Annotated in this window: 29 protein-coding genes; 18 read left to right on the forward strand and 11 right to left on the reverse strand. The window is 71.7% G+C overall.

All coding sequences use genetic code 11. The features are described 5' to 3' along the window. Window positions 1-101 precede the first annotated feature (101 nt). Window positions 102-1,016: a bestrophin family protein gene (locus PSESU_RS14125; RefSeq protein WP_013536479.1), complete on the forward strand. Its 915-nt coding sequence runs from the start codon at window positions 102-104 to the stop codon at window positions 1,014-1,016. Window positions 1,017-1,115: 99 nt separating this feature from the next. Further along, a complete protein-coding gene (gene hemB / locus PSESU_RS14130) occupies window positions 1,116-2,105 on the forward strand; it encodes a porphobilinogen synthase (RefSeq protein ID WP_013536480.1) in 990 nt (329 codons plus the stop codon). Between the two features lie 33 nt (window positions 2,106-2,138). Here the strand turns inward: hemB and PSESU_RS14135 are convergent, their stop codons facing one another. Continuing rightward, window positions 2,139-3,020 (reverse strand): TolB family protein, encoded by an 882-nt coding sequence (locus PSESU_RS14135; protein ID WP_013536481.1) that lies wholly within the window; start codon window positions 3,018-3,020, stop codon window positions 2,139-2,141. A gap of 70 nt (window positions 3,021-3,090) precedes the next feature. On the opposite strand from PSESU_RS14135, the gene aroE reads away from it, so the two are divergent. The 3 genes from aroE (at window position 3,091) to PSESU_RS14150 (ending at window position 4,802) form a co-directional block, all read left to right on the forward strand. Continuing rightward, entirely contained in the window at window positions 3,091-3,942 is an 852-nt protein-coding gene (aroE, locus tag PSESU_RS14140; RefSeq protein ID WP_013536482.1) for a shikimate dehydrogenase, read from the forward strand. A 5-nt stretch (window positions 3,943-3,947) separates the two neighbouring features. Further along, entirely contained in the window at window positions 3,948-4,301 is a 354-nt protein-coding gene (locus tag PSESU_RS14145; RefSeq protein WP_233275232.1) for a hypothetical protein, read from the forward strand. A 219-nt stretch (window positions 4,302-4,520) separates the two neighbouring features. Next, window positions 4,521-4,802 carry a DUF2798 domain-containing protein gene (locus tag PSESU_RS14150; protein WP_013536484.1) on the forward strand — a complete coding sequence of 94 codons (282 nt, stop codon included), beginning with the start codon at window positions 4,521-4,523 and terminating at the stop codon, window positions 4,800-4,802. 24 nt (window positions 4,803-4,826) lie between these two features. Here the strand turns inward: PSESU_RS14150 and PSESU_RS14155 are convergent, their stop codons facing one another. The 7 genes from PSESU_RS14155 to PSESU_RS14185 form a co-directional block, all read right to left on the reverse strand. Continuing rightward, the gene (locus tag PSESU_RS14155; RefSeq protein WP_013536485.1) at window positions 4,827-5,066 is read right to left on the reverse strand and encodes a hypothetical protein; all 240 of its coding nucleotides are present in this window, start codon (window positions 5,064-5,066) and stop codon (window positions 4,827-4,829) included. A 216-nt stretch (window positions 5,067-5,282) separates the two neighbouring features. Continuing rightward, on the reverse strand, window positions 5,283-6,581 hold the full coding sequence (locus PSESU_RS14160) for a DUF58 domain-containing protein (RefSeq protein WP_013536486.1): 1,299 nt from the start codon (window positions 6,579-6,581) through the stop codon (window positions 5,283-5,285). 37 nt (window positions 6,582-6,618) lie between these two features. Continuing rightward, window positions 6,619-7,605 carry an AAA family ATPase gene (locus PSESU_RS14165; protein ID WP_013536487.1) on the reverse strand — a complete coding sequence of 329 codons (987 nt, stop codon included), beginning with the start codon at window positions 7,603-7,605 and terminating at the stop codon, window positions 6,619-6,621. Continuing rightward, a complete protein-coding gene (locus tag PSESU_RS14170) occupies window positions 7,602-8,726 on the reverse strand; it encodes a DUF4350 domain-containing protein (protein ID WP_041765088.1) in 1,125 nt (374 codons plus the stop codon). The genes PSESU_RS14165 and PSESU_RS14170 overlap by 4 nt, the downstream gene beginning before the upstream one ends. Beyond that, window positions 8,723-10,282 carry a DUF4129 domain-containing protein gene (locus PSESU_RS14175; protein ID WP_013536489.1) on the reverse strand — a complete coding sequence of 520 codons (1,560 nt, stop codon included), beginning with the start codon at window positions 10,280-10,282 and terminating at the stop codon, window positions 8,723-8,725. Before PSESU_RS14175 ends, PSESU_RS14170 begins: the two co-directional genes overlap by 4 nt. Next, the gene (locus tag PSESU_RS14180; protein ID WP_013536490.1) at window positions 10,272-11,273 is read right to left on the reverse strand and encodes a stage II sporulation protein M; all 1,002 of its coding nucleotides are present in this window, start codon (window positions 11,271-11,273) and stop codon (window positions 10,272-10,274) included. The genes PSESU_RS14175 and PSESU_RS14180 overlap by 11 nt, the downstream gene beginning before the upstream one ends. Continuing rightward, on the reverse strand, window positions 11,270-12,001 hold the full coding sequence (locus PSESU_RS14185) for an RDD family protein (RefSeq protein ID WP_013536491.1): 732 nt from the start codon (window positions 11,999-12,001) through the stop codon (window positions 11,270-11,272). The genes PSESU_RS14180 and PSESU_RS14185 overlap by 4 nt, the downstream gene beginning before the upstream one ends. A 118-nt stretch (window positions 12,002-12,119) precedes the next feature. Between PSESU_RS14185 and PSESU_RS14190 the strand changes: the two genes are divergently transcribed. Next, a complete protein-coding gene (locus tag PSESU_RS14190; protein WP_013536492.1) occupies window positions 12,120-12,425 on the forward strand; it encodes a YkgJ family cysteine cluster protein in 306 nt (101 codons plus the stop codon). On the opposite strand, the gene PSESU_RS14195 is transcribed toward PSESU_RS14190, so the two are convergent. Beyond that, window positions 12,398-12,949, reverse strand: a complete 552-nt coding sequence (locus tag PSESU_RS14195; RefSeq protein WP_013536493.1) for a gamma carbonic anhydrase family protein — start codon at window positions 12,947-12,949, stop codon at window positions 12,398-12,400. The genes PSESU_RS14190 and PSESU_RS14195 overlap by 28 nt on opposite strands. 44 nt (window positions 12,950-12,993) lie before the next feature. Between PSESU_RS14195 and PSESU_RS14200 the strand changes: the two genes are divergently transcribed. Continuing rightward, on the forward strand, window positions 12,994-14,514 hold the full coding sequence (locus tag PSESU_RS14200) for a coniferyl aldehyde dehydrogenase (RefSeq protein ID WP_013536494.1): 1,521 nt from the start codon (window positions 12,994-12,996) through the stop codon (window positions 14,512-14,514). Window positions 14,515-14,625: 111 nt separating this feature from the next. Beyond that, window positions 14,626-16,179, forward strand: coding sequence for an MFS transporter (locus PSESU_RS14205; protein ID WP_155942892.1), 1,554 nt, complete (start codon window positions 14,626-14,628; stop codon window positions 16,177-16,179). Window positions 16,180-16,191: 12 nt separating this feature from the next. On the opposite strand, the gene PSESU_RS14210 is transcribed toward PSESU_RS14205, so the two are convergent. Then, a complete protein-coding gene (locus tag PSESU_RS14210; RefSeq protein WP_013536496.1) occupies window positions 16,192-17,214 on the reverse strand; it encodes a cysteine synthase A in 1,023 nt (340 codons plus the stop codon). A 164-nt stretch (window positions 17,215-17,378) separates the two neighbouring features. On the opposite strand from PSESU_RS14210, the gene xth reads away from it, so the two are divergent. Next, complete coding sequence (xth, locus tag PSESU_RS14215) at window positions 17,379-18,149, forward strand: exodeoxyribonuclease III (protein ID WP_013536497.1); 771 nt, start codon at window positions 17,379-17,381, stop codon at window positions 18,147-18,149. Between the two features lie 70 nt (window positions 18,150-18,219). Here the strand turns inward: xth and PSESU_RS14220 are convergent, their stop codons facing one another. Next, a complete protein-coding gene (locus tag PSESU_RS14220) occupies window positions 18,220-18,471 on the reverse strand; it encodes a GlsB/YeaQ/YmgE family stress response membrane protein (RefSeq protein ID WP_013536498.1) in 252 nt (83 codons plus the stop codon). A gap of 116 nt (window positions 18,472-18,587) precedes the next feature. Here PSESU_RS14220 and PSESU_RS14225 point away from each other — a divergent pair, with 116 nt between their 5' ends. The 9 genes from PSESU_RS14225 (at window position 18,588) to rpmG (ending at window position 24,660) form a co-directional block, all read left to right on the forward strand. Continuing rightward, a complete protein-coding gene (locus tag PSESU_RS14225; protein WP_041765104.1) occupies window positions 18,588-19,196 on the forward strand; it encodes a 4'-phosphopantetheinyl transferase superfamily protein in 609 nt (202 codons plus the stop codon). A 36-nt stretch (window positions 19,197-19,232) separates the two neighbouring features. Beyond that, entirely contained in the window at window positions 19,233-19,871 is a 639-nt protein-coding gene (rsmG, locus tag PSESU_RS14230; protein ID WP_013536500.1) for a 16S rRNA (guanine(527)-N(7))-methyltransferase RsmG, read from the forward strand. A gap of 58 nt (window positions 19,872-19,929) precedes the next feature. Next, a complete protein-coding gene (locus tag PSESU_RS14235; protein WP_013536501.1) occupies window positions 19,930-20,742 on the forward strand; it encodes a ParA family protein in 813 nt (270 codons plus the stop codon). Beyond that, window positions 20,742-21,680 carry a ParB/RepB/Spo0J family partition protein gene (locus tag PSESU_RS14240; RefSeq protein WP_013536502.1) on the forward strand — a complete coding sequence of 313 codons (939 nt, stop codon included), beginning with the start codon at window positions 20,742-20,744 and terminating at the stop codon, window positions 21,678-21,680. Before PSESU_RS14235 ends, PSESU_RS14240 begins: the two co-directional genes overlap by 1 nt. A 77-nt stretch (window positions 21,681-21,757) precedes the next feature. Further along, complete coding sequence (locus PSESU_RS14245) at window positions 21,758-22,726, forward strand: SDR family NAD(P)-dependent oxidoreductase (RefSeq protein WP_013536503.1); 969 nt, start codon at window positions 21,758-21,760, stop codon at window positions 22,724-22,726. Window positions 22,727-22,767: 41 nt separating this feature from the next. Next, the gene (locus PSESU_RS14250) at window positions 22,768-23,490 is read left to right on the forward strand and encodes a glycosyltransferase family 2 protein (RefSeq protein WP_013536504.1); all 723 of its coding nucleotides are present in this window, start codon (window positions 22,768-22,770) and stop codon (window positions 23,488-23,490) included. Between the two features lies 1 nt (window position 23,491). After that, window positions 23,492-23,821 (forward strand): lipid-A-disaccharide synthase N-terminal domain-containing protein, encoded by a 330-nt coding sequence (locus PSESU_RS14255; protein ID WP_013536505.1) that lies wholly within the window; start codon window positions 23,492-23,494, stop codon window positions 23,819-23,821. A gap of 424 nt (window positions 23,822-24,245) precedes the next feature. Continuing rightward, entirely contained in the window at window positions 24,246-24,482 is a 237-nt protein-coding gene (gene rpmB / locus PSESU_RS14260) for a 50S ribosomal protein L28 (protein ID WP_013536506.1), read from the forward strand. A gap of 13 nt (window positions 24,483-24,495) precedes the next feature. After that, the gene (gene rpmG, locus PSESU_RS14265) at window positions 24,496-24,660 is read left to right on the forward strand and encodes a 50S ribosomal protein L33 (RefSeq protein ID WP_013536507.1); all 165 of its coding nucleotides are present in this window, start codon (window positions 24,496-24,498) and stop codon (window positions 24,658-24,660) included. Window positions 24,661-24,718 lie beyond the last annotated feature (58 nt).

Genomic DNA, 24,718 nt, shown 5'->3' on the forward strand with positions numbered 1-24,718 from the left:
GCAACGGTCGCGGGCGCCAGGGCCAGCCGCTATCGTCGTCGCCCCGCGCGCCGGCCACTTGGCTGCAGCGCCCCTCCCCGCACTGGCCGCCCCCGCCCCTGATGATCGTCCGCCCCCGTCCACGCAGCTGGCAGCTGCTCTACATCATGCGTGGCTCGATCGTGCCGGCCATCGCGCCCAAGGTGGCGGCGATCTTCGGCCTGGGCGTGCTGACCTCGCTGTCGGCCGGGTGGCTGGCCGTGCCCGGCCTGGACGCCCTGGGCGTGGGACCTTTCACCCTGCTGGGCCTGGCCCTGTCCATCTTCCTCAGCTTCCGCAACAACGCCTGCCACGAACGCTGGTGGGAAGGCCGCAAGCTGTGGGGCCAGCTGGTGCTCGAAAGCCGCAGCCTGGCCCGCGAATGCAATGCCCTGCTGCCGGAAGACGAGGCCCTGCGGCGGCGGGCGCTGCGGCCTGCGATCGGCTTCGCGGCGGCACTGGCCGCGCGGCTGCGCCACCACGATCCGCGGGCCGCAGCCGCGCCCTGGCTGGAGCCGGACCAGGCGCCCGCGCTGGACCGCGCCAACATCCCCGATGCGCTGCTGGCGGTGGTCGCCGCCGAACTGGCCGTGCCGCTTCGCGACGGCCGCCTGCCGCCCTACCTGTACGCGATGCTCGAAGCACGCCTGACGGCGCTTTCCGGGGTCCAGGCCGGTTGCGAGCGGATCCTGGCCACGCCGCTGCCGTTCGCCTACACCCTGCTGCTGCACCGCTTCGCCTGGCTGTTCTGCGTGCTGCTGCCATTCGGGCTGGTCGGCGTGCTGGGCTGGGCCACGCCGCTGGTGTCGGCCCTGCTGGCCTATGCGTTCTTCGGCCTGGACCGGCTCGGCGACGAGCTGGAGGATCCGTTCGGGCTGGAGCCCAACGACCTGCCGCTGGACGCGCTTGCGCGGATCGTGGAGATCGACCTGCTCGACGGCCTCGGCGTGGCGCCGCTGCCAGCGCCATTGCAGCCGGAAGGCTATGTCCTGAGCTGAGTCGCCGCGGCGGCCGGTGGCGCTGCGCGGCCGGGACAATCTGTCCGGCGAGGCGCGGGCAGGCGGGGCGTATCATTCCAGGCCTGCAAGGAGCCACCCATGTCCTATCCGCTGATCCGCCCGCGCCGCATGCGCCGGGACGAGTTCTCCCGCCGCCTGATGCGCGAGAACGTGCTGACCACCAACGACCTGATCTACCCGGTCTTCGTCCACGAGGAGAAGGGCCGCAGCCCGGTGCCCTCGATGCCGGGCGTGGAGCGGCTGTCGATCGACGAGCTGCTGCGCGTGGCCGAGGAGGCGCTGGAGCTGGGCGTGCCGGTTCTGGACCTGTTCGGCGTGCCCGACCCGGCGGCCAAGACCGCCGATGGCCGCATCGCCTGGGACCCGGACGGCATCATCCCGCGCGCCATCCGCGCCCTGAAGGCGCGTTTCCCCGAGCTGGGGGTGATGACCGACCAGGCCCTGGATCCGTACACCACCCACGGCCAGGACGGGCTGATCGACGAGTCCGGCTACATCCTCAACGACGAGACCATCGAGGCGCTGGTCAAGCAGTCGCTGGTGCACGCCGAGGCCGGCGTCGACATCCTCTCGCCCTCGGACATGATGGACGGCCGCATCGGCGCCATCCGCGAGGCGCTGGAGGACGCGGGTTTCATCAACACCCGGATCATGTCCTATGCGGCCAAGTACGCCAGCGCTTTCTACGGCCCGTTCCGCAGCGCGGTCGGCAGCGCCGGCAACCTCGGCAAGGGCAACAAGTTCACCTACCAGATGGACCCGGCCAATTCGGACGAGGCCCTGCGCGAGGTCGAGCTGGACATCGCCGAGGGCGCGGACATGGTCATGGTCAAGCCGGGCCTGCCCTACCTGGACGTGATCCGGCGGGTGAAGGACGCCTTCGGCGTGCCGACCTTCGCCTACCAGGTCAGCGGCGAGTACGCGATGCTCAAGGCCGCTTCGGCCAACGGCTGGCTGGACGAGAAGGCCTGCGCGCTGGAAGCGCTGCTGGCGTTCAAGCGTGCCGGCGCCGACGGCGTGCTGACCTACTACGCCATGGACGTGGCGCGCTGGCTGCGCCAGGGCTGAGCCCCGCCGCCCAGCGCAGGCAACTCCCGGCGCTCAGGTGCCCGGCATGCAGCCGTCGGCCCCGCGCAGGGTCGGCGCGGCGACCCGGTACAGGTCGCCCTTGCCGGCCTTCGGTGCCGGCGCCGAGCCGGTGACCAGCAGGTCGGCCGGACGCGAGAGGTCGACCACCGGTGCCCGCGTGCTGCGCTCCTCGCTGTTGAACGACAGCCCCCACGGACCCTGTTCGGCGTAGGCCGCGCCCTGGCAGATGGCCAGGTACAGGCGCGCGTTGCCCGTGGCGCGGTCACGGCGCGCGAACAGCAGCGCGCGGCCGCCATCCAGCTCCATCACGTCCAGCTCGTCGGCCGTGGTGTTGATGCCCGGCAGGGCCCCGGACAGCTCCACGCTACCTTCGGGCCTGATACGCGCGGCGAACAGGTCCAGCCCGCCACCGGCGTTGTGGCCATTGCTGGAGAACAGCAGGCGGTCGTGTCCCGGGGTCGGCGAATGTTCGTCGCCCGGGGTGTTGAGCGCTGCCAGCGGCTCGGGCGCGCCCCAGCGCTGTCCGTCGAACGCCACCCGGTACAGGTCCAGCCCGCCGCGGCCACCCTTGCGCCGGGACGCGAAGTAGAGCCAGCGGCCATCGGGCGAGAACGCCGGCTCGGTCTCCGGGCCAGGCGTGTTGAACGGCAGCGGCTGCGGATCGACCCAGCGGATACCGTCGCGGCGCGCGATCCACAGGTCCATGCCGCCCGGGCCGCCCTCGCGGTCGCTGGCCCAGGCCAGCCACTGCCCGTCCGGGGAGATGCTGCCACGCAGCTCGTCGTCACGGGTGGAGGCGGTCCACAGGCCCTCGATGCCGAACTCGGCCAGCGCGGAAGCGGTAGCCGGCAGGAGTAGACTCAGGCAGAGGGCCGTCAACAGGTGGCGTCGCATGGCTTGGTCCGTAGGGCGGGCCAGGCAGTCTAGCCGCCGCCGGCCCACCCACCGCAACAACGAGGACGCCATGCCCGAAGCCCGCTATGCCGTGTTCGGCCACCCGATCGCCCACTCGCTGTCGCCGCGGATCCATGCGGCCTTTGCGCGGCAGGCCGGCATCGCCCTGCAGTACACGGCCATCGATGCGCCGCCCGGGCAGTTCCCCGACATCCTCGCGGCCTTCGCCACCGGCGGCGGGCGCGGCGGCAACGTGACCATGCCGCTGAAGGAACAGGCCTATGCCCTGTCCGCCACCCTCACCCCGCGCGCCCGCGCGGTGGGCGCGGTCAACACCCTGACCTGGCGCGACGGCCAGTGGCATGGCGACAACACCGACGGCGCCGGCCTGGTGCGCGACCTCACCGGCCGCCACGCGCTGGACCTGCGCGGTCGCCGTGCCCTGCTGGTCGGTGCCGGCGGCGCCGCCCGGGGCGTGGCCGCGGCCCTGCTGGATGCAGGCGTGCTGGAGCTGGCGGTGGTCAACCGCACCCCCGCGCGCGCCGACGCCCTGGTCGATTCGCTGGGCCAGCCCGGGCGCGCGTACTCGCGCTACTGGGACGACCTGTCCAACCAGGGCGACTTCGAGCTGATCGTCAACGCCACCTCGGCCGCGCGCGGCACCGGCGCCGGCGCGTTCACCGCACCGATGACCCTGGTCAACAGCCGCACCCTGGCGGTGGACATCAATTACGGCGAGGCCGCGATCCCGTTCCTGGCCTGGGCGCGCGCCGCCGGCTGCCTGCACGTGGTCGACGGCCTCGGCATGCTGGTCGAGCAGGCCGCCGAGGCGTTCGAGCTGTGGCATGGGGTGCGGCCCGACACCAGCCCGGTCTACGACGAGCTGCGTGCCGAGCAGGTGCGCCTGGTCACCGCGGACTGACCGGCGTGCTCACCCAGGCGTTGACCATGCTGGCCTACCAGCTGCCCGAACTGCTGGCGGCCAGCCTGGTGCTGGCCATGCTGCGCACCCGTACCCGCGCCGGTGCGCCCGGCCGCAAGCTGGCCGTGGCCGGGGCGGCGGTGGTGCTGGTGAGCACCCTGCTGCGCCTGCTGGCCGGCTTTGGCCAGGGCTGGGTGCTGGCCTATGGCATGTCCAGTGGCGGCGGTTCGCTGGGTACCTGGCTGGCGCTGTACAGCGTCGTCGCCCTGCTGCTGTCGGTGGCGTCGGCGGTCGGCCTGGCCCTGGTGGGCTGGGGCGCGCTGCGCGCGATAGCCGCCGCGGACGCACGCACGGCCTGAGTTACACGACTGCTCCTTGATGCCGTTGCAGCAGGCGGATGCCTGCACTGCAGCGCGATCATGAGCGCTCCATCGGCTGTCCAGGTACACCAGGCCGCGGACGGTGCAGGCGATTCATGCGCGATCGTGCAGCGTGTCACTGGTGAGCTGTGCAGGCTTACATCCCGCCTGTCATGCAGGGCTGGAAACCAGGCCCCTGTTGATACCTCTCCGAGACGGATGCCCCCTACGCGATCCAGCCGCATCCTGCCCCGCATTCCAAAGCTGCCGCCGCGCTACGCCGCGATCGTCATGCCGCTGTTGCTGTCGCTGCTGCTGTCGCTGCTGATGACCGCGGTCGTGTCGCTGATCTCCACGCTCAAGGCCACCGGGATGCCACCGGACCTTGCCACACGCTGGCTCTCCGCCTGGGCCCTGTCGTGGCTGGTCGCCTTCCCGGTGCTGCTGGTGGCGCTGCCGGTGGTGCGGCGGCTCACCGCGATGCTGCTGCGCCCGGCCTGAGCCGGCGCACCGGAACTGGCTGGATCAGGCCACCGGGCGGCGGTACATCGCGGCGCTGATGCACGAGAGCACGCTGACCACGAACCAGCCGAACGGGAACAGCGACAGGGTCACCAGCCACGTGATCGCGCCGGCGATGCAGGCAGCGAGGAACCACACCAGGGCCGACAGCACCCGCCCCTGGACCAGCTGGCCGAGACCGGGCACCACCAGGCTGCAGATGGCGGCGATGACATTGCCCGCGGAGCCGGGTCCGTTGCTCATTGCACAACTCCTTCGTGTGGATGGCTCCATCCTCGCCGACCAAAGCTGGCCCGCCAGTGAAGAAGGTCACGCACGCAGCTGATCCGTGTCCAACGATCGAATGCCAGTCAAACCACGAATCACGGCTTTCGCCGGACGAAGTCCGGTAATCCCCAATCCCGAATCCCGAATCCCGGCCTTCAACGGACGAATGTCCGGTAATCCCCAATCCCGGCTTCAAAGCACCCCATCCCGCTTCACCGCCAGATAGCGCTCCACCAGCGCGCCGGGCAGCTCGGTGGCGGTCACGTCCAGGGTCATGACCCTGTGGCGGCGCAGCGCCTCGTGCGCCTGCGCACGCTGCGCCAGGTAGGCGGCCGTGGCACCGGCACGGATCGCGCCATGCAGGTCGTCGGCCTCCTGGGCCAGGGCCTGGTCCAGCACCTGCTCGCGCAGGCTGGCCACGCACACCAGGTGGCGGCGCTGCAGCAGCCGCACCGCGGCCAGCAGGTCGTCGGCATCCTCGTCGCGCACGTTGGTGCACAACATCACCAGCGCGCGCCGGCGCTGGCGTGCCGCGAGCGCGTCGGCCAGGGCCAGGTAGTCGGTGGCCACCGGCTGCGGCTGCAGGTCGTAGCTGCCGCGCAGCAGTCCCTGCAGCGCGCCCGGGCCACGCCGCGGCGGCAGCCAGCGGTGGTTGGCGCCGGTGGCCATCAGGCCCACGGCGTCGCCCTGGCGCAGTGCCAGCCAGGCCACCACCAGCGAGGCATTGAGCGAGTGGTCGAAGTGCGACAGTCCGCCTTCGGTGGCGAGCATGCGCCGGCCGGTATCGACCACCAGCAGCAGCTGCTGGTTGCGCTCTTCCTGGTACTCGCGCGAGATCAGCTTGCGCGCGCGTGCCGTGGCCTTCCAGTCCACCTGGCGCAGGCTGTCGCCGACGCGGTACTCGCGCATCTGGCGGAAATCGGTGCCTTCGCCACGACGCCGGCGCATGTGCGCGCCGACCAGCAGCGAGGCCTGTTCGGCGCTGAACAGCGCCAGTTTCGCCAGCGGGGCGAAGTCCGGATATACCCGTACCTGCTGTGGCTCGCCCGCGATACGCAGCGTGCGCCACAGCCGCCACGGCGAAGGCAGGCGCAGGTGGGTGCCTTCCAGCACGAAACTGCCGCGCGCGGACGGCACCAGGCGATAGCGCACCCGTGCAACGCCATGCGCCGGGAGGACCAGGCGCAGCGGCAGGCCTTCGGCGCGCCAGCCCGGCGGATGCAGGTCCGCCAGTTCCAGCCGCAACGCACGCGGCGAGCGCACTTCCAGTTCCACCTCGCGCGGCACGCCCACCGGCAGCACCTCGACCAGGCGCCGCTCCACCTCCGGCGTCGGCAGCCTGCGCAGTCGCAGCGCATCCACCACGGCCAGCGATGCGACCACGGCGACGCCGGTCGCCCATGCCCACAGCGGTACCAGGCCCGCGACCGGCAGCACGCCGGCAAGCGCGCACAGCACCAGCAGCACCAGCAATGGAATGCCGGGCCTCATCGCGCCTCCGCTTTGCAGGGCTGGCAACGCGCGGCGCTCACTTGCGCGGCGCCTCCACCCGGGCCAGCAGCGCGCGCAGCACGTCGTCCGGCGACTGGCCGTCGATCTGCAGCTCCGCGGCCAGGGCGATGCGGTGGCGCAGCGCCGGCACCGCGACCGCGCGGATGTCGTCGGGGGTGGTGAAGTCGCGGCCTTCCAGCACCGCCTGCGCGCGCGCCGCGCGCACCAGGGCGATGCTGCCGCGCGGACCGGCACCCAGCGCGATGCCGGGCCACTGCCGGGTCGCGGCAACGATCCGCACCGCGTAGTCGAGCACCGCCGGATCGACGGTGACCTGCGCCACGCCCTGCTGCATCGCCACCAGCTCGGCGGCACCGACCACCGGCACCACCTCGTCCAGTTCGAAATCGCCACCGCCGCGGCCACCTGTGACCTCGGCCACCATCCGCACCTCGTCGGCGTGGCGCGGATAGCCGATCAGCAGCTTGAACAGGAAGCGGTCCAGCTGCGCTTCCGGCAGCGGATAGGTGCCTTCCTGCTCCACCGGGTTCTGCGTGGCCAGGGCCATGAATGGCCGCTCCAGCTGGAAGGACTCGCCCTCGATCGTGACCTGGCCTTCCTGCATCGCCTCCAGCAGCGCCGACTGGGTCTTGGCCGGGGCGCGGTTGATCTCGTCGGCCAGCAGCAGGTTGGTGAACACCGGGCCGCGACGGATGCGGAAGTCGCCCTTCTCCGGGTCGTACACGGCGTGGCCGCTGATGTCGCTGGGCATCAGGTCCGGGGTGAACTGCACGCGTGCGTGTTCCAGCGCCAGCGCCCGTGCCAGCGCGCGTACCAGCAGGGTCTTGCCCAGGCCGGGCACGCCCTCGATCAGCACGTGGCCGCCGGCCAGCAACGCGACCAGCACCTGGTCGAGGACGTCGTCCTGGCCGATGAAGGCGCGCGCGACCTCGGCGCGGATCGCGGCGACGCGACCGGCGAGGGCGTCGCCGGTGATGGGCGGCAAAGCGGGGGTGTCGGTCATAGCCGGTTCCTCATCTGGACCAGGGTGCGCATGCGCGCGTGGAATTCCTGCCGGTCCGCCGGCGCCTGCAGCGCCTCGCGTACCAGTTCCTGCGGAAGCTGCAGGCGTTCTGCGATCGCGGCCACGCGGGCGGAAGCGGACAGTGCATGGCTGGCCGGGTCGCGCCGGCGCAGGCGGGCGAGGAAGGCCTCGCGCATCGCCGCGTGCAGCACCCCGAGGTGGCCGCGGCGATACAGCAGCTCGCCGCTGGCCTGGACATGTTCGAGCAGCGAGCGACGCTCGCCCGGCGGTGAGGGCAGCCAGGGTCCGAAGCGCTGGCCGTGGCGCCACAGCCCGGCCGCCAGCGCCAGCAGCAGGGGCAGCCATACCGGCCAGGCGCGGCGCAGCAGCCGCAGCCATGGCGGAAGCGGCTGCTCCATCCGCACCAGGTGGAAGCTGCCGCGTCCGTAGTTGGGGCCGAGCACCTGCCGGGCCAGGGCCTGGTGCGGCACGTCGCGCAGCTTGGTGGTCTCGAGGAAATCCAGATCGGCCAGCAGGTCGACATGGCCACGACCGCGCTGCCAGCGCGCATACACCAGTCCCGCTTCGGGGTCGCCCCAATGCAGCCGCGGCGGGTACGCCGCGCCGGGGGTGAAGCGGCGTCCCCGGCAGAACTCGACATGGTCCGGCTGGCCGGGCACGCGCAGCTGTTCGCAGCGTGGTGCGCGCAGCGCATCGCGCAGGCCCAGCGCGGCCAGCAGCGGCACCTCGCCGGGATCGCCACCCCGCGGCGGCGTGCGCAGCACCAGGTGGCCTCCGCGCTCGACCCAGGACAGCAGGATCGCGGCCTGCCTGGCGTCGACCGTCGCCGGGTCGCCATGCAGCAGCACGGTATCGCGCGGACTACCGACCACCGCGGCCGCCGCCAGTCCGTCGTGCGCATGCACCTGCATGCCGTCGGCCTCGAGCACGCGGCGCAGGGTGTAGAGCGGGTCGCTCGCGGCTTCGCCACCGGGCGGCAGCGGCAGGCGCTGCTCGACCTTCTCGAAATGGCGCTGGAACCAGATCGCGCCCACCAGCAGCACCAGCGGCAGGCCCAGCAGGATCGCGCCGACGAGGATTCCGCGCTGGCGGGCGTTCATGCGCGCCACCCCCAGCAACGGGTCGCCTCGTCGAGCAGCTCGTCGAACCCGGCCTGGTCCGGCAGGCTGCCGGCGTAGGCGGCGTACTGCCAGGCGCGCACGGTGCGCGAGAACACCGTGCGCCCGGCCTCCGGGGCCAGCGCCGCGGCGGCGCGCAGGCATTGGGCTTCCGTGGCGCCGGGCGGCAGTTCGACCCGGGCGCGGCCCGCCATCGCTTCCACGCTGGCGCGGTACAGCAGGGCCAGGGCCGCGCGCGGCTTGCCCGCGGCCCACAGGCGGCGGGCGGCAGCGGGAATGTCGTCCGGCAGGATCTCCGGCGGCATCGCCTCGTCCATCTCCACCCGTGCGGGCCGCTCCTTCGTTCCCCCAGCCGGCAGGACGCCCCGCAACCAGGGCAGCCAGTACCGGGCGGTCAGCGCCAGTACCAGCAGCAGCGCGGCCAGCAGCAGCCACAGGCCGAACTCGGCGATCCAGGCGACCACTGCGGCCACGCCATCCAGCCACTTTGGCAGCTTCATCGGTTCCGGCGGCGTGGCCGGGTTGCGCGGCTGCCAGCGGGTGACGACGCGCTCGCGGGCCAGCAGCGGATCCCGGTGGGCGCGGGTCGCGGCACGGCGGAATGCCTCGTCTTCCTGCAGCTGGTCGCCGAACACCTGCGGCAGGGTGGGCTTGTCGTCTCGGCCGTCCTTGGCCTCGGTGGCCTTCCCGGCCCGGGTGCCGTCGCCTGCATCGGGCTCTCCGGCGCGGGCGGCCAGCGGCAGCGCCACGAGCAGGGCCAGCAGCAATGGTGCGCCTTGCGCGAGCAGGCGCTGGCGCAGGCGGCGGAACGCCAGCTCCACGTCCCAGGCCTCGCTCTCGCTGCGCCGGTTGAGGTACAGGCCGAAGCCGGCAGCCACGTAGAACGGGCCCATCACCGTGGCCGCGATCCACAGCACCGTGCCCAGCACCAGCCACATCCAGTACGGCGGCGGCCAGCTGATCGACTGGCCCAGCGCGCGCAGCAGCGACTTCAGCAGCTCCGGCGGCACGAACAGCAGGACCAGGGCCACGCAGCCCAGGGCCAGGGCGAACTCGAACGCCACCGACACCGCGGTCAGCACGCAAGCCTGGGTATAGGCATGCCCGGCCACCGCGTGGCGACGGGCGGCGCGCAGCTCCCCGGTATTGCCCTCCAGCAGGTCCACCGGCACCAGCAGCGAGCGCGCCGGGCTGCAGCGCCGCCACAGCAGGTGGGCCGGCAGGGTGCCCGGGGCGAAGCGCGGCTGCGCGCGCAGGCTGGCGACGGTACCCGGCACCTGGCCGAACACCGCGCGCGAAAGCACGTACAGCGGGATCCGCTCCAGCGCCGGCTTGGACCACCAGGCCAGCACGATGCCGAACCATGGCATGCCAAGCAGCCAGGCCAGCCCGTGCGCGATGGCGAAGGCCAGCAGCATCACCAGCAGCCACGGCCGCCACACCGCCGCCGCATGCCGGCGCAGCAGCGCGGTGCCCAGTTCCATCGCTTCCCACGATGAACGCGGGCGCAGGTTGACCTGCAGGTCCTCAGGCCGCATCGGGATCCTCCCCGCCGCGTCCACCACGCCACAGCCAGGCCAGCACCGCCGCCCACAGCAGCCCTGCCACGCTGAAGCGCAGCAGGTCCGGCAGCCAGGCGATGGAGGACCAGAACGCCTCGATGAAGGCCGCGCCCAGCAGCATCAGGGCCACGCCCAGGCTCAGGCGCGCGCCGATCCTGCCGGCGTGCACCAGGGCGTCGCGGCGGCGGCGGTTGCCCGGCGCGACAAGGGCCAGGCCCAGGCGCAGGCCGGCGCCGCCGGCGATCACGATCGCGCTCAGCTCCAGCGCGCCGTGGGTGCAGATGAAGCGGAACAGCGGCCCGCCGTGGCCCACCGCCTGCAGGTAGCCGGCGACGGTGCCGATCGAGATGCCGTTGAACACCAGCACGAAGATCGTGCCCACTCCCGCCAGCAGGCCGCCGGCGAAGGTGCGCAGGCCGATGCTGACGTTGTTCATGATGTAGTGGCCGAACATGCGCCAGTCGTCGCCGCTCTCGCGGCCCAGCGCACGGTCCGGATCGCTGCTGTCGTACATGCGCTCGAACTGCGCGACCTGGGCCGGGTCGAGCACGTGGTTGACCAGCTCCGGGCGCCACAGCATCAGCAGGTACATCGCCAGCAGCGGCAGCGCGAACAGCGCCAGCGAGGTCCACATCAGCGCCGCCTGCGAGCGCACCAGGCGCGGGAAGCCGGCGGCCACGAACTCCAGCGCCGGGCGCCAGCGCGGCGGCGGCGCGCGGTAGAGCACGGCGTGGCCGTCCTGCATCAGCTGCTGCAGGTGTTCCAGCAGCGGTGAGCTGTAGTCGCGGCTGCGCGCCAGCGCCAGCTGCTGGCACAGGCGCCGGTAGCGCGCCGGGATCTCCTCGTCGGCCACCACCTGGGGCTGGCCCGGGCCCGCCTTGCCGCGGCCGCCGCCGCGATGGCGCAGCCACTGCTCGAAGGCTTCCCACTCGGCCTGGTGGCGGGCGACGAACTGCTCCTGCCTCATCGCCGCCCCAGCAATCCGTTGGCGATGCCATAGAGGCGATGCACGCCGTCCATGCCACCGCTGCCGGTCAGCGGCCGCAGCAGTCCGGCCAGCTCCACCTGCCGCGCGGCCGAAAGGCGCCCGGCACGCTCGCCAAAGGCGACGATCGCCGCCTGTTCCTCGACCCGCAGCGGCTGTCCCGCCGCCAGGGCCGGCACCGCCGGCACCTGCACCACGGCCGCGCGCGGTGGCACGTGCACGACCACGGTATCGGCGACCAGGTCGCCGAGGCGGCGGCCATGGCGGTCGCACAGGCTGGTGACCAGGCCGGCGGCATAGCCGAACGGCAGCATGTCCACGGTGCGCAGCAGGTGGCGCACGATCGCCGGCAGCCAGCCCACCGGGGCGCCATCGCCGCCGACCACGCGCAGGCCGAGCACGCGCTTGCCGGGGGTCTGCCCGTTCCAGGCGACCTCGAACACGATGGGATAGGCCCAGACCACGACGAACAGGCACACCAGGTAAAGCCCCTGCCCCAGGCCGCCAAGCAGGGCCAGGATCGTGCCGAGCACCGAGAGGACGCCCATGCGCACGCCGAAATCGATCAGCCAGGCCAGGGCGCGCGGCACCGGGCCGGCCGCCGGCAGGTGCAGCGGCACGCCTTCGGGCGTGACCACTTCGCGGTAGGTGTCGAGCAGGCGCACGGGCGCAGTCGCCGCGGTCGCGGCTTGCGTGGTGGTACCGGTCATCGCCGGCGCTCCTGCCGGCGGGCTGCCTGTGGCGGCATGGGTTCCCCACTCCTTTCCCCGGCGCCGAATGTAACCGGCCGGGCACGGACCTGCCCAGCCATGGGACTACACTGGCCGCATGCATCCGCCGGCTACCCCCGCCTTCGCCTGCCGCAGCGGCTGCGCTGCCTGCTGCACGGCGCCGTCGATCTCATCGCCGATCCCCGGCCTGCCGCGGGGCAAGCCTGCGGGCATGCCGTGTCCGCAGCTGGACGAGGCCCTGCGCTGCCGCCTGTTCGGCCGACCGGAACGGCCCGCGGTCTGCGCCTCGCTGCGCCCGGGTCCGGAGATGTGCGGCGCCAGCCGCGCCGAGGCGATGGCGGTGCTGGCCGCGCTGGAGGCGGCCACCGCTCCGGCTCAACCGGCCGCGGCCATGCCCAGGTAGTTGTCCTTCAGCCGCACGTAGTGCGCGGCGGAGTAATGCAGGCTCTCGATCTCGCGATCGCTGAGCCTGCGCACGAAGCGTGCAGGGTTGCCCAGCCACAGCTCGGCCTCGCCCACCACCTTGCCCGGGCCGACCACCGCGCCGGCGCCGACGAAGCCGTACTTCTTCACCGTGGCGCCGTCGAGGATGCACGCCCCCATGCCGATCAGGCACAGGTCCTCGATGGTGCAGGCATGGATGATGGTGCCGTGGCCGATGGTGACGTCCGCGCCGACCAGGGTCGGGTAGCCGCCCTTGTTGAACGGGCTGTGGTGGCTGGTGTGGACGATGGTGCCGTCCTGGACATTGGTGCGCGCGCCGATGCGGATGTGGTTGACGTCGCCGCGCAGCACGCAGCCGGGCCACACCGAGACATCCTCGGCCAGCTCCACGTCACCGATCAGGACGGCGGCGGGATCGACGTACACGCGTTCGCCCAGCACGGGGCGCTTGTCCAGGTAGGGACGCAGGGAATTGGCGTTCATGCGGGCATTGTAGGCTGCCGCTCCCCTGCCACTACACTCCGGCGATGGCATCCAACACCGACCCCGGCACCATCGCGGCCAATGCCGCCACCACCTCCGCCACGACCGTGGCCGCAGCCGCCCAGGTGCAAGGCGGCGATCGCGCGCCGCCTGCTTCAGCCCCGCCGGCCACACCGGTGGACCTGGCCGCGCAGCTGGAGCTCCTGCGCCGGGCCTGGCAGGCCGCGATCCCCGGCTACGCCCAGCGGCGCGACGACCTGCTGCGCCTGCGCGCGGCGCTGAAGCGCCGGCTGCCGGAGATGGCCGACGCCATCGCCGCCGACTTCGGCCACCGCTCGCGCCACGAATCGCTGCTGGCCGACGGCATGACCGTGCTGGCCGCGATCGACCACCTGCTGCGCCACCTGCGCCGCTGGATGAAGCCGCAGCGTGTTTCCGCCGGCTGGCGGCTGTGGCCGGCCCGCGCGCAGCTGCGCCACCGGCCGCTGGGCGTGATCGGGGTGATCGCGCCCTGGAACTACCCGGTGAACCTGGCGCTGGTGCCGCTGGCCACCGCGATCGCCGCCGGCAACCACGTGTTCCTCAAGCCTTCCGAGCTGACCCCGCATACCTCGCGTTTCCTGCGCGAACTGCTGGCCGAGGCGTTCCCGGCCGGGCGCGTGGCGGTGGCCGAAGGCGACGCCTCAGTCGGCGCCGCCTTCGCCGCGCTGCCGTTCGACCACCTTGTATTCACCGGATCGACCGCGGTCGGACGCAAGGTGATGGCTGCCGCGGCCGCCAACCTCACCCCGCTGACCCTGGAGCTGGGCGGCAAGTCGCCGGCGATCGTCTGCGCGGACTATCCAGTCGAGCGCGCGGCCGCGCGCCTGGCCAGCGGCAAGTGGTTCAACGGCGGCCAGACCTGCATCGCCCCGGACTACGTGCTGCTGGTCGGGCGCGGGCGCCGCGACGCCTTCGTCCAGGCGCTGCGCGAGCAGGTCGCGGCGCGCTATGGCGACCTGCGCGATGGCGCGGAGGACTACACCCGGGTCATCGACGCGCGCCACTTCGCGCGCCTGCAGGGCTACGTCGACGAGGCACGCGGGCAAGGCTGCGAGGTGGTGGTGCTGGCCGAAGGCCACGATCCGCAATCGCGCCTGTTCGCACCGACCCTGGTGCTGGAGCCGGGCGACGACCTCGCGGTGATGCAGGACGAGATCTTCGGCCCGGTGCTGCCGGTCCGCTGCGTGGATACGCTGGACCAGGCGCTGGAGGAAGTACGCGCCCGCCCGCGCCCGCTGGCGCTGTACCCCTTCAGCCACGACCGCGGCGAGGTCGAGCGCATCCTCGACGGCACCCTCGCCGGCGGCGTCACCGTCAACGACGCGCTGCTGCACTTCGCCGCCGAAGGCCTGCCGTTCGGCGGCGTCGGTGCCAGCGGCATGGGCGCCTACCACGGCCGCGCCGGGTTCGACTCCATGGGCAAGTTGCTGCCGGTGCTGTGGCAGCCGCGGATCAGCGCCAGCGACTGGCTCAAGCCGCCCTACGCGCGGATCGCCAGGCTGTTCGACTTCCTGGTTCGCTAGCGCCACCTCGCGGCCGCGGCGGTGCGGGCGTCGCGCGGTGCTGCGGGCATGGCCGGTCGAGAACCGCCCATGCCGTTCGTCGCAGTGATGGAACCAATACAACAGAAGCGCATGACGACCGCTGCCGCCTCCGCCAAAGCCAGCCGCCGCGAATGGATCGGCCTGGCCATCATCGCCCTGCCCTGCCTGGTCTATGCGATGGACCTGACCGTGCTGAACCTGGCGCTGCCGGCGATCAGCGCGCAGCTGGATCCCAGCGCCAGCCAGCTGCTGTGGATCGTGGACATCTACGGCTTCCTGGTGGCCGGGTTCCTGATCACCATGGGCACATTGGGCGACCGCCTCGGCCGGCGGCGACTGCTGCTGGCCGGCGCGGCGGCGTTCGCGGTCGCATCGGTGCTGGCGGCGTTCGCGCGCAGTGCGGAGATGCTGATCGCGATGCGTGCCCTGCTCGGCGTGGCCGGCGCGACCCTGGCGCCTTCGACCCTGTCGCTGATCCGCAACATGTTCCATGACGAGCACGAACGGCAGTTCGCGATCGGCGTGTGGATCGCCGCGTTCTCGGTCGGCGGCGCGGTCGGCCCGCTGGTAGGCGGCGTGCTGCTGCAGTGGTTCTGGTGGGGCGCGGTGTTCCTGGCCGCGGTGCCGGTGATGGTGCTGTTGCTGCTGCTGGGGCCACGGCTGCTGCCCGAATACCGCGACCCGGAAGCGGGACGGCTGGACCTGGCCAGCATGGTGCAGTCGCCGGGCGCGGTGCTGGCGGTGGTCTACGGCCTCAAGCGGATCGCCGAGTACGGCCTGGACCCGCGCGGCATCGCCATGCTGCTGGTCGGCGTCGCGCTGGGCGTGCTGTTCGTGCGCCGGCAGCGACACCTGGCCTATCCGTTCCTGGATGTCACCCTGTTCCGGCGTCCGGCGTTCTCGGCGGCGATCGTGGCCTATGCCCTGACCGGCCTGGCGATGATGGGCGTGTACATCTTCATGACCCAGTACCTGCAGCTGGTGCTTGGCCTGACCCCGCTGCAGGCCGGTGTCGCCACCATCCCGTGGTCGGTGTGTTTCACCGTCGGCTCGCTGCTGGCGCCGCGGCTTGCGCGGCACTGGGGCGCGCGCCGGGTGATGGTGCGCGGCCTGCTGCTGGCGGCGGTGGGCTTCGGCATCACCGCGATGGTGGTGCCGCCCTACGGCCTGTGGTTCCTGGTCGCGGGCATGATCGCCATGAGCATCGGGCTGGCCCCGGTGATGACGGTCGGCAACGAGCTGATCATCACCAGCGCACCGCCCGAGCGCGCCGGCGCGGCCTCGGCACTGTCGGAAACCAGCGCCGAACTGAGCGGCGCGCTGGGCATCGCCGTGCTCGGCAGTGCCGGCATGCTGCTGTACCGCATGTGGCTGGGACCGGCGGTGCCGGCCGCTCTCGATCCGGCGGACGGCGTGCGTGCCCTGGCCACCATCGGAGGTGCGATGTCGGTGGCCGGCGGACTGGCCGACGACGGCGTCTTCGCCGAGGCCGCGCGCGCCTCCTTCACCAATGCCATGCGCGCGATCGCGGTGTTCGGCGCCGTGATGATGCTGGCCGCCGCATGGATGGCCGCGCGCCTGATGCGCGATGGCGGCGCAACTCCAGTTGCGGAGACGGGACTGGATGACGTGGCCGGCGCCTGAGCCGGCCCGCGGTCACGCGCTTTCCGGGAAGGCGCGGTCAAGCCACGCCGGTACCGGCAACCCCTTGCCGCGCAGGAAGGCCGGATCGAGCAGCTTGCCCTGGTAGCGGGTGGCGGCGTCGGCGAGCACGGTCACGACGGTGTGGCCCGGACCAAGCTCGCGCGCCAGTCGCACCGCGCCGGCGATGTTCACCCCGCTGGAGCCGCCCACGCCCAGGCCTTCGCCGGCCAGCAGATCGTGCACCCACGGCACCGACTCGCTGTCCGGGATCGACCAGGCATGATCGACCGGCGCGTCCTGGAAGTTCGCCGTGACCCGGCTGGAGCCGATGCCCTCGGTGATCGAACCGCCCTCGGCCTTCAGCTCCCCGGTATTGATGTAACTGGCCAGCGCCGAGCCGGCCGGATCGGCCAGGGCGATGGCGACCCCCGGGTTGAACCGCTTCAGCGCGCGGCCCACGCCGGCCAGCGTGCCGCCGGTACCGGTCGCGCAGACGAAGCCGTCGACCCGGCCACCGGTCTGCTCCCAGATCTCCGGGCCGGTGGTGGCCTCGTGGAAATCGCGGTTGGCGGTGTTGTCGAACTGGTTGGCGAACCACGCGCTGCCCGGCGCCTGCGCGTTCATCGCTTCGACCAGGCGCCGCGCCTGGTGCGCGTAGTGGTCCGGGTTGGCATAGGGCACCGCCGGCACCAGCCGCACCTCGGCGCCGGTCACGCGCAGCGCATCGATCTTCTCCCGGCTCTGGGTGGCCGGCATGGTGATGATGGTGCGGTAGCCACGGCTGGCCCCAAGCAGGGCCAGGCCGATGCCGGTATTGCCGGCCGTGCCCTCGACGATGGTCGCGCCCTGGCGCAGCGCACCGCTGCGCTCGGCATCCAGCAGCAGCCCCAGCGCGGTGCGGTCCTTGATCGAGCCGCCGGGATTGAGGAACTCGGCCTTGCCGAGGATCTCGCAGCCGGTCAGCTCCGAGGCGCGGCGCAGGCGGACCAGCGGGGTATGGCCGATCGCGGCGGCCAGGTCGGGACAGGTGCGCATATGTATGCCTGTGGATCGCGGTGGCCTGGAGCGCAAGGTCCGGGCCGGACGCGCATGATCGCGCGCATCCCGGTGCACGTGTCCAGCCCTGCGCGCGACGCCAGCCGGACCGCATTGCCGCGAAACCGGGATAATGCCCGCGCATCCACTGCCCCACGCCGCCCATGAAAGTCGCTTCCTGGAACGTCAACTCCCTCAACGTGCGCATGCCGCACCTGGAACAGTGGCTGCGCGCGTTCGCGCCGGACATCGTGGGCCTGCAGGAAACCAAGCTGGAGGACCACAAGTTCCCGGATTCGACCCTGGCGGCGCTGGGCTACCGCAGCGTGTTCTCCGGGCAGAAGACCTACAACGGAGTGGCCATCCTCTCGCGCGAGGCGCCGCGTGACGTGCTGGTCGGCGTGCCGGGCTTCGAGCACGAGCACAGGCGCGCGATCAGCGCGACCATCGGCGACCTGCGCGTGGTCAACCTGTACGTGGTCAACGGCCAGGACGTGGGCACCGACAAGTACGAGCTGAAGCTGGCGTGGCTGGCCGCGGTGCGGACGTGGCTGGAACAGGAGGCGCGCGAGCATCCGAGGCTGGTGGTGCTGGGCGACTTCAACATCGCCCCGGACGAGCGCGACGTGCACGACCCGGCGGTGTGGAACGAGACCCACATCCTCACCTCGGCCGCCGAGCGCGCCGCGCTGCGCGACCTGCTGGCCCTCGGCCTGCACGACGGCTACCGCCTGCTGCACGACGAAGGCGGGGTGTTCAGCTGGTGGGATTACCGCATGGCGGCTTTCCGCCGCAACCTTGGCCTGCGCATCGACCTGACCCTGGTGTCCGAGGCGCTGCGTGGCCAGGTCGTGGCGGCGGGCATCGATCGCGAGCCGCGCACCTGGGAGCGGCCGAGCGACCACGCCCCGGCATGGATCGAACTGGGCGCCTGAGCAGCGCCTGGAAAAGACAAAGGCCCGGGAAACCCGGGCCCTTGCCTCCTCGTCGTCCCTTGGTGCTGCGTCAGCGGACGCGCCCGCGGGTGAACAGGTTGACGATCGCCAGCAGGATCACCGCGCCGATCAGCGAGAACAGGAAGGTGCGGATGGTGATGGCCTCGTTGATGCCACCGCCGAAGATCCAGCCGGCCAGCACCGCGCCGATGATGCCGACGATGATGTTGAGCAGGATGCCCTGCTGCGCGTCGCGACGCATGATCAGGCTCGCAAGCCAGCCAACGATACCGCCAACGATCAACCAGATGATGATGCCCATGTTGTCCCTCTCCTTGTGTCCGCCGATGTCCCGCGGAAGCGGGTATGTGGGCCAATCACACGCCCACCGCCGTGAAGCGGCCGTGCAAGGACAGGACGCAGCACGCGCAGGCGTCGATGCGGCAGGATGCACGCATGGATGAGGCCTGGCAGTTCGGACCGGTGCAGGTGCAGGCGTTGCCTTACGTATCGGGGCAGCGCGGCGAGCCGCAGGTGCACGCCAGCCTGGCGCGCTGGCTGCAGCGCGCGCCGGAAGAACCCTTGCCGATCGAGCGCGACGTGCACGGACGGCCGCGCCTGGTCGCGCCATACACCGGCTTCGATGCCGGCTGGAGCCACAGCGGCGAACGCCTGCTGCTGGCGGTGGGTCGCGACGTGGTGCTGGGCGTGGACCTGGAGCGGCTGCGCCCGCGTCCGCGCGTATTGGAGCTGGCGCGGCGCTTCTTCGCCCCGGCCGAGGCCGACTGGCTGCAGTCGCTGCGCCCGGAACTGCACGAGGGCGAGTTCGTGCGCCTGTGGTGCGCCAAGGAGGCGGTGCTGAAGGCACATGGCCGCGGCCTGGCCTTCGGCCTGCACCGGTTGGAGTTCCACGCCGGGGAGCCGGGCGCGCCCTTGCGCCTGCAGGACTGCGACCCGGCGCTGGGTGCGGCCGGCGACTGGCAGCTGCACGAGTGGATCCCGGAGCCGGGCTACCACGCCGCCCTGGCCTGGCACCCACGCGACTAGCCGCGGCGGGCGATAATCGCGCCCATGGATACGCCCATGGATACCCCCCTCCCCGAACCGCTGCGCCAGCGACTGGCCGACGGCCTGGCCACGCTGGGCCTGGACCCGGCCCTGGCTGCGCCCCTGCTTGACTACCTGGCGCTGCTGCTGCGCTGGAACCGGACCTACAACCTGACCGCCATCCGCGACCCGGAGGAGATGGTCACCCGCCACCTGCTCGACTCGCTGGCCATGCACCCCTACGTGCGTCCGGGCGCGCTGGCCGACCTGGGCACCGGCCCCGGGCTGCCCGGCATCCCGCTCGCCATTGCCCGCCCGGACGTCCAGGTCACCCTGGTCGAGAGCAACGGCAAGAAGGCCCGGTTCCTGCGCGAGGCCGTGCGCCAGCTCAAGCTGGGCAACGCCCGGGTGCTGGAATCCCGGGCCGAGGCGGTGGCCGAACCCGGCGCTTACGCCCAGATCACCGCCCGCGCCCTGGACACCCTGGCCGGGATCCTGGAGGTCGGTGGGCACCTGCTGGCCGCCGAAGGCCGCCTGCTGGCGATGAAGGGGGTGGACCCGGTCGAGGAGATCGCCGCCCTGCCCGCCGGCTGGGCCGCGCTGGCGGTGCATCCGCTGGCCGTACCCGGGCTGGGGGCCGAACGGCACCTGGTGGAGGTGGGCCGGGCGGTGTGAAATCCGCATAATGGTCCGTTCCGGACCACCTGCGTCCCCTGTCCCGAGGCAGCCGCCCATGGCCCGCATCATCGCCATCGCCAACCAGAAAGGTGGCGTCGGCAAGACCACGACGGCCGTCAACCTGGCCGCAGCCCTGGCCCGCGCGCCGCGCCGGGTGCTGCTGGTCGACCTCGACGCACAGGGCAACGCCACCATGGGCAGCGGCGTGGACAAGCGCGAGCTGGAGGCCTCCAGCTGCGACGTCCTGCTCGGCGAACGCGACGCCCGCTCCACCGTGGTCCGCACCGCCGAGGACTTCGACCTGCTGCCGGGCAACATCGACCTGACCGCGGCCGAGATCCAGCTGATGGACGTCGACGGCCGCGAGCAGAAGCTCAAGGCGGCGCTGGAGCCGCTACGCGACGACTACGACTTCATCATCATCGACTGCCCGCCGGCGCTGTCGCTGCTGACCCTGAACGCGCTGACCGCGGCCGATTCGGTGATCGTGCCGATGCAGTGCGAGTACTACGCCCTGGAGGGCCTGAGCGCGCTGATGGAGACCATCGACGCCCTGCGCCAGCGGCTCAACCCGGCACTTGAGATCGAAGGAGTGCTGCGGACCATGTTCGACGTGCGCAACAACCTGGCCAACGCCGTGTCCGCCGAGCTCACCGAGCACTTTGGCGATCGCGTGTTCCGTACCATCGTGCCGCGCAACGTGCGCCTGGCCGAGGCGCCCAGCCATGGCCAGAGCATCGTCGGCTACGACCGCGCCTCGCGCGGCGGCGTGGCCTACCTGGGCCTGGCCGGCGAGGTGATCCGGCGCCAGGCCGCGCGTGCCCAGCAGCACCCGGCCCATCCCGTCCACGCCGCGGAGGCCGTCTGATGGCTACCGCCAAGAAGCGCGGCCTCGGCCGCGGCCTGGAAGCCCTGCTCGGCCCCAAGGGCGCCGCGGCCGCCGCCGCGTCCCCGGCCGCCACGCTGCCGGAACAGCTCGAGCAGCCGCAGCCGGGCGACGTCCTGCGCACCCTGCCGGTAGGCCAGCTGCAGCCGGGCAAGTACCAGCCGCGCCGCGACATGGACCCGGCCAAGCTGGAGGAGCTGTCGGCCTCGATCCAGGCCCAGGGCGTGATCCAGCCGATCGTGGTGCGCGAGATCGGCCCGGACCGCTACGAGATCGTGGCCGGCGAGCGCCGCTGGCGCGCCTCGCAGCTGGCCGGCCTGGCCGAGGTGCCGGTGGTCCTGCGCGAGCTGGACGACCGCACGGTCATCGCCATGGCGCTGATCGAGAACATCCAGCGCGAGGACCTCAACCCGCTGGAGGAGGCCCAGGCCCTGCAGCGGCTGATCGACGAGTTCGCCCTGACCCACGCCGAGGCCGCCGCCGCGGTCGGCCGCTCGCGCGCGGCGGTGTCCAACCTGCTGCGCCTGCTGGACCTGCCGCCGGCGATCCGCGCCCTGGTCGAGGCCCGTCGCCTGGAGATGGGCCACGCCCGCGCCCTGCTGACCCTGTCGCCGGACCTGGCCAGCAAGCTGGCACACGAGGCCGCCGAGAACGGCTGGTCGGTACGCGAGGTCGAGCACCGCGCCCAGCAGTTCGCGGCCGGCAAGGTCCCGGTCACCGGCAATGCCGCGCGCAAGGCCAAGGCCAGCCGCGAGCAGCAGCCGGACATCGCCTCGCTGGAAACCGAGCTGTCCGAGTCGCTGGGTGCCAAGGTGGCCATCGCCCATGGGCGCGGCGGCAAGGGCAAGCTGGTGATCCACTACACCGACCTGGACACGCTCGACGGCGTGCTCGAGCGCCTGCGCGCCCAGCGGGGCTGAACCATGCGGGACGCCGGATTCCCCACCACCGGCGCTTCCGCGACAATGCCGCCAGCTGACACAGGCTCCCCCACCCCATGACCGTCCTCGTCACTGGCGCCGCCGGCTTCATCGGCGCCTATACCTGCCAGGCCCTCGCCGCCCGCGGCGAACACGTCATCGGCCTGGACAACTACAACGACTACTACGACCCGGCGATCAAGCGCGACCGGGTCGCGGCGCTGTGCCCGCAGGTGGACATCCGGGCGCTGGACCTGGCCGACCGGGACGGCCTGGCCGCGCTGTTCGCCGAGGTCCGACCGGTCCGGGTGGTGCACCTGGCCGCCCAGGCCGGCGTGCGCTATTCCCTGCAGAACCCGCATGCCTACGTGGCCAGCAACCTCGAAGGCTTCGTCAACATGCTGGAGCTGTGCCGGCACGGCGGGGTCGGGCACCTGGTCTACGCCTCCAGCAGCTCGGTCTACGGCGACTCGGCCACCCCGCCGTTCTCCGAGGAGCAGCGCATCGACCGCCCGCGCTCGCTGTACGCAGCGACCAAGGCCGCCAACGAACTGATGGCCTACAGCTACGCCCAGCTCTACGGCCTGCGCGCCACCGGCCTGCGCTTCTTCACCGTGTACGGTCCCTGGGGCCGCCCGGACATGGCGCCGCTGCTGTTCTCGCGCGCGGTGCTGGCCGGCCGCCCGATCGAGGTCTTCAACCAGGGCCGGATGCGCCGCGACTTCACACATGTTTCTGACATCGTCGCCGGCATCCTTGGCGCGCTGGACCGTCCAGCGGGGAACGACTTGGCGTTGCACGAGGTGTTCAACCTCGGCAACCACACGCCGGTGGAGCTGGAGCGCTTCATCGGCGTGATCGAGCAGGCGGCCGGCGTCCCCGCACGGAAGGTCTACAAGCCGATGCAGCCCGGTGACATGATCGAGACCATGGCCGATACCCGCCGCGCCGCCGAGGCCTTCGGGTACGAACCACGCACCCCGATCGAAGCCGGCCTCCCGCCGGTCGTGCACTGGTGCCGGGAGTATTTCGGGAACCACGCCTGACCCCAGCCTTGCGTCCACGTACGTCGCACCCCGAAGGCCCCATGACCGAGCCCCAGATTTCCGTCGTAGTTCCGGTCCACAACGAACGCGACAACATCGCCCCGCTGGTGGGCGAGATCACCGCCGCCCTGCGCGGGCGCCTGCCCTTCGAGATCGTCTACGTGGACGACCACTCGGCCGACGATTCGCTGGCCGTGCTGAGGGCCCTCAAGGCCGGGGTACCGGAGCTGAGGGTGCTGCACCACGTGGCCCAGAGCGGACAGAGCGCGGCGGTGCGCACCGGGGTCAAGGCCGCGCGCGCGCCATGGATCGCCACCCTCGACGGCGATGGCCAGAACGACCCTGCCGACATCCCGAAGCTGGTCGCAGCGCGCGAAGCCGCCGATCCGCAGGTGAAGCTGTTCGCCGGCTGGCGGGTGGACCGCCAGGACTCCGGTTCCAAGCGCTGGGCCAGCCGCTGGGCCAACCGCATCCGCTGCCGCCTGCTGCGCGACGAGACCCCGGATACCGGCTGCGGCATCAAGCTGTTCGAGCGCGAGGTGTTCCTCGACCTGCCCTACTTCGACCACATGCACCGCTACCTGCCCGCGCTGGTCCAGCGCGCGGGCTGGAAGACGGTGAGCGTGCCGGTCGCGCACCGCGCCCGCACCTCGGGGGTGTCCAAGTACAACAACCTCGGCCGGGCACTGGTGGGCATCCGCGACCTGCGCGGCGTGGCCTGGCTGATCGCCCGCAGCCACCGCACCCGCGTGGAGGAGTTCTGAGATGCTCGACCAGCCGCTGGAATGGCTCTACTGGACCGGCCTGCACGTCACCGGCTGGAAGCTGATCGGCTACACCGGCGCACTGATGTTCGGCGCCCGCTGGCTGGTCCAGTTCGTGGCGTCCAGGCGCGCCGGGCGGCCGGTGATCCCGCGCCTGTTCTGGTACATGAGCGTGGCCGGCAGCCTGATGACCCTCAGCTACTTCCTGTTCTCGTCCAAGCAGGACTCGGTGGGCGTGCTGCAGAACATCTTCCCGGCCTTCACCGCCCTCTACAGCCTGCACCTGGACATCCGCCACCGCGGCTGGAAGGGCGACAAGGCGCCGATGTAGCCCGAAAACCGGGGTCAGAGTGCGATTTTCGCCGGCGCGGCCGGCACGCCGCCGCCCCACCGGACGGGAAATCGCACTCTGACCCCGGTTTTTTGTTCCCCCCAGCCAGGCGCCAGCGACTCCGGACGGGGACGAAAACCGGGGTCAGGGTGCCTTTTCCGGGCCTGGAGGCCCGGGACCCGGCCCAGCCTGGGGAAAAGGCACTCCGACCCCGGTTTTTCCCGGTTGCAATCAGGGACTTGCCCGCGCATAATTGGCGGCTCGCTGCGTCCGGCACATGCCGGATCCGGTCCCGGAACGCGATCCGGCGCCGCCCGTGCAGTCGAATTCCTTTCCCGCATCGCGTTCGGCCAGTCCACCAGGACCCGGCCGCGGGGCCGCCGTCTCCCGGGCTATGGGCGACACCAGACCTTTCGAGGTGCGTATGTCCCGCGTTTGCCAAGTTACCGGCAAGGGCGTGCAGACCGGCAACAACGTCTCGCACGCAAACAACAAGACCCGCCGCCGTTTCCTCCCCAACCTGCACGAGCGCCGCTTCTGGGTGGCCTCCGAGAACCGTTGGGTGAAGCTGCGTGTTTCCGCTGCTGCCCTGCGCACCATCGACAAGAACGGCATCGACTCCGTTCTGGCCGAGCTGCGTGCCCGCGGCGAAAAGATCTGAGGAGTAACCGACCATGGCTTCCAAGCGCGACAAGATCCGCCTGATCTCCTCGGCCGGCACCGGCCACTTCTACACCACCGACAAGAACAAGAAGAACACGCCCGGCAAGATGGAGATCAAGAAGTACGATCCGACCATCCGCAAGCACGTGATCTACAAGGAAGGCAAGATCAAGTAACTGGTCGCCCTCCTGTTCTGGAAGAAGCCCGCCACCCGGCGGGCTTTTTCTTTGCGCG

It is taken from the genome of Pseudoxanthomonas suwonensis 11-1 (assembly GCF_000185965.1).
GTDB lineage: Bacteria > Pseudomonadota > Gammaproteobacteria > Xanthomonadales > Xanthomonadaceae > Pseudoxanthomonas > Pseudoxanthomonas suwonensis_A.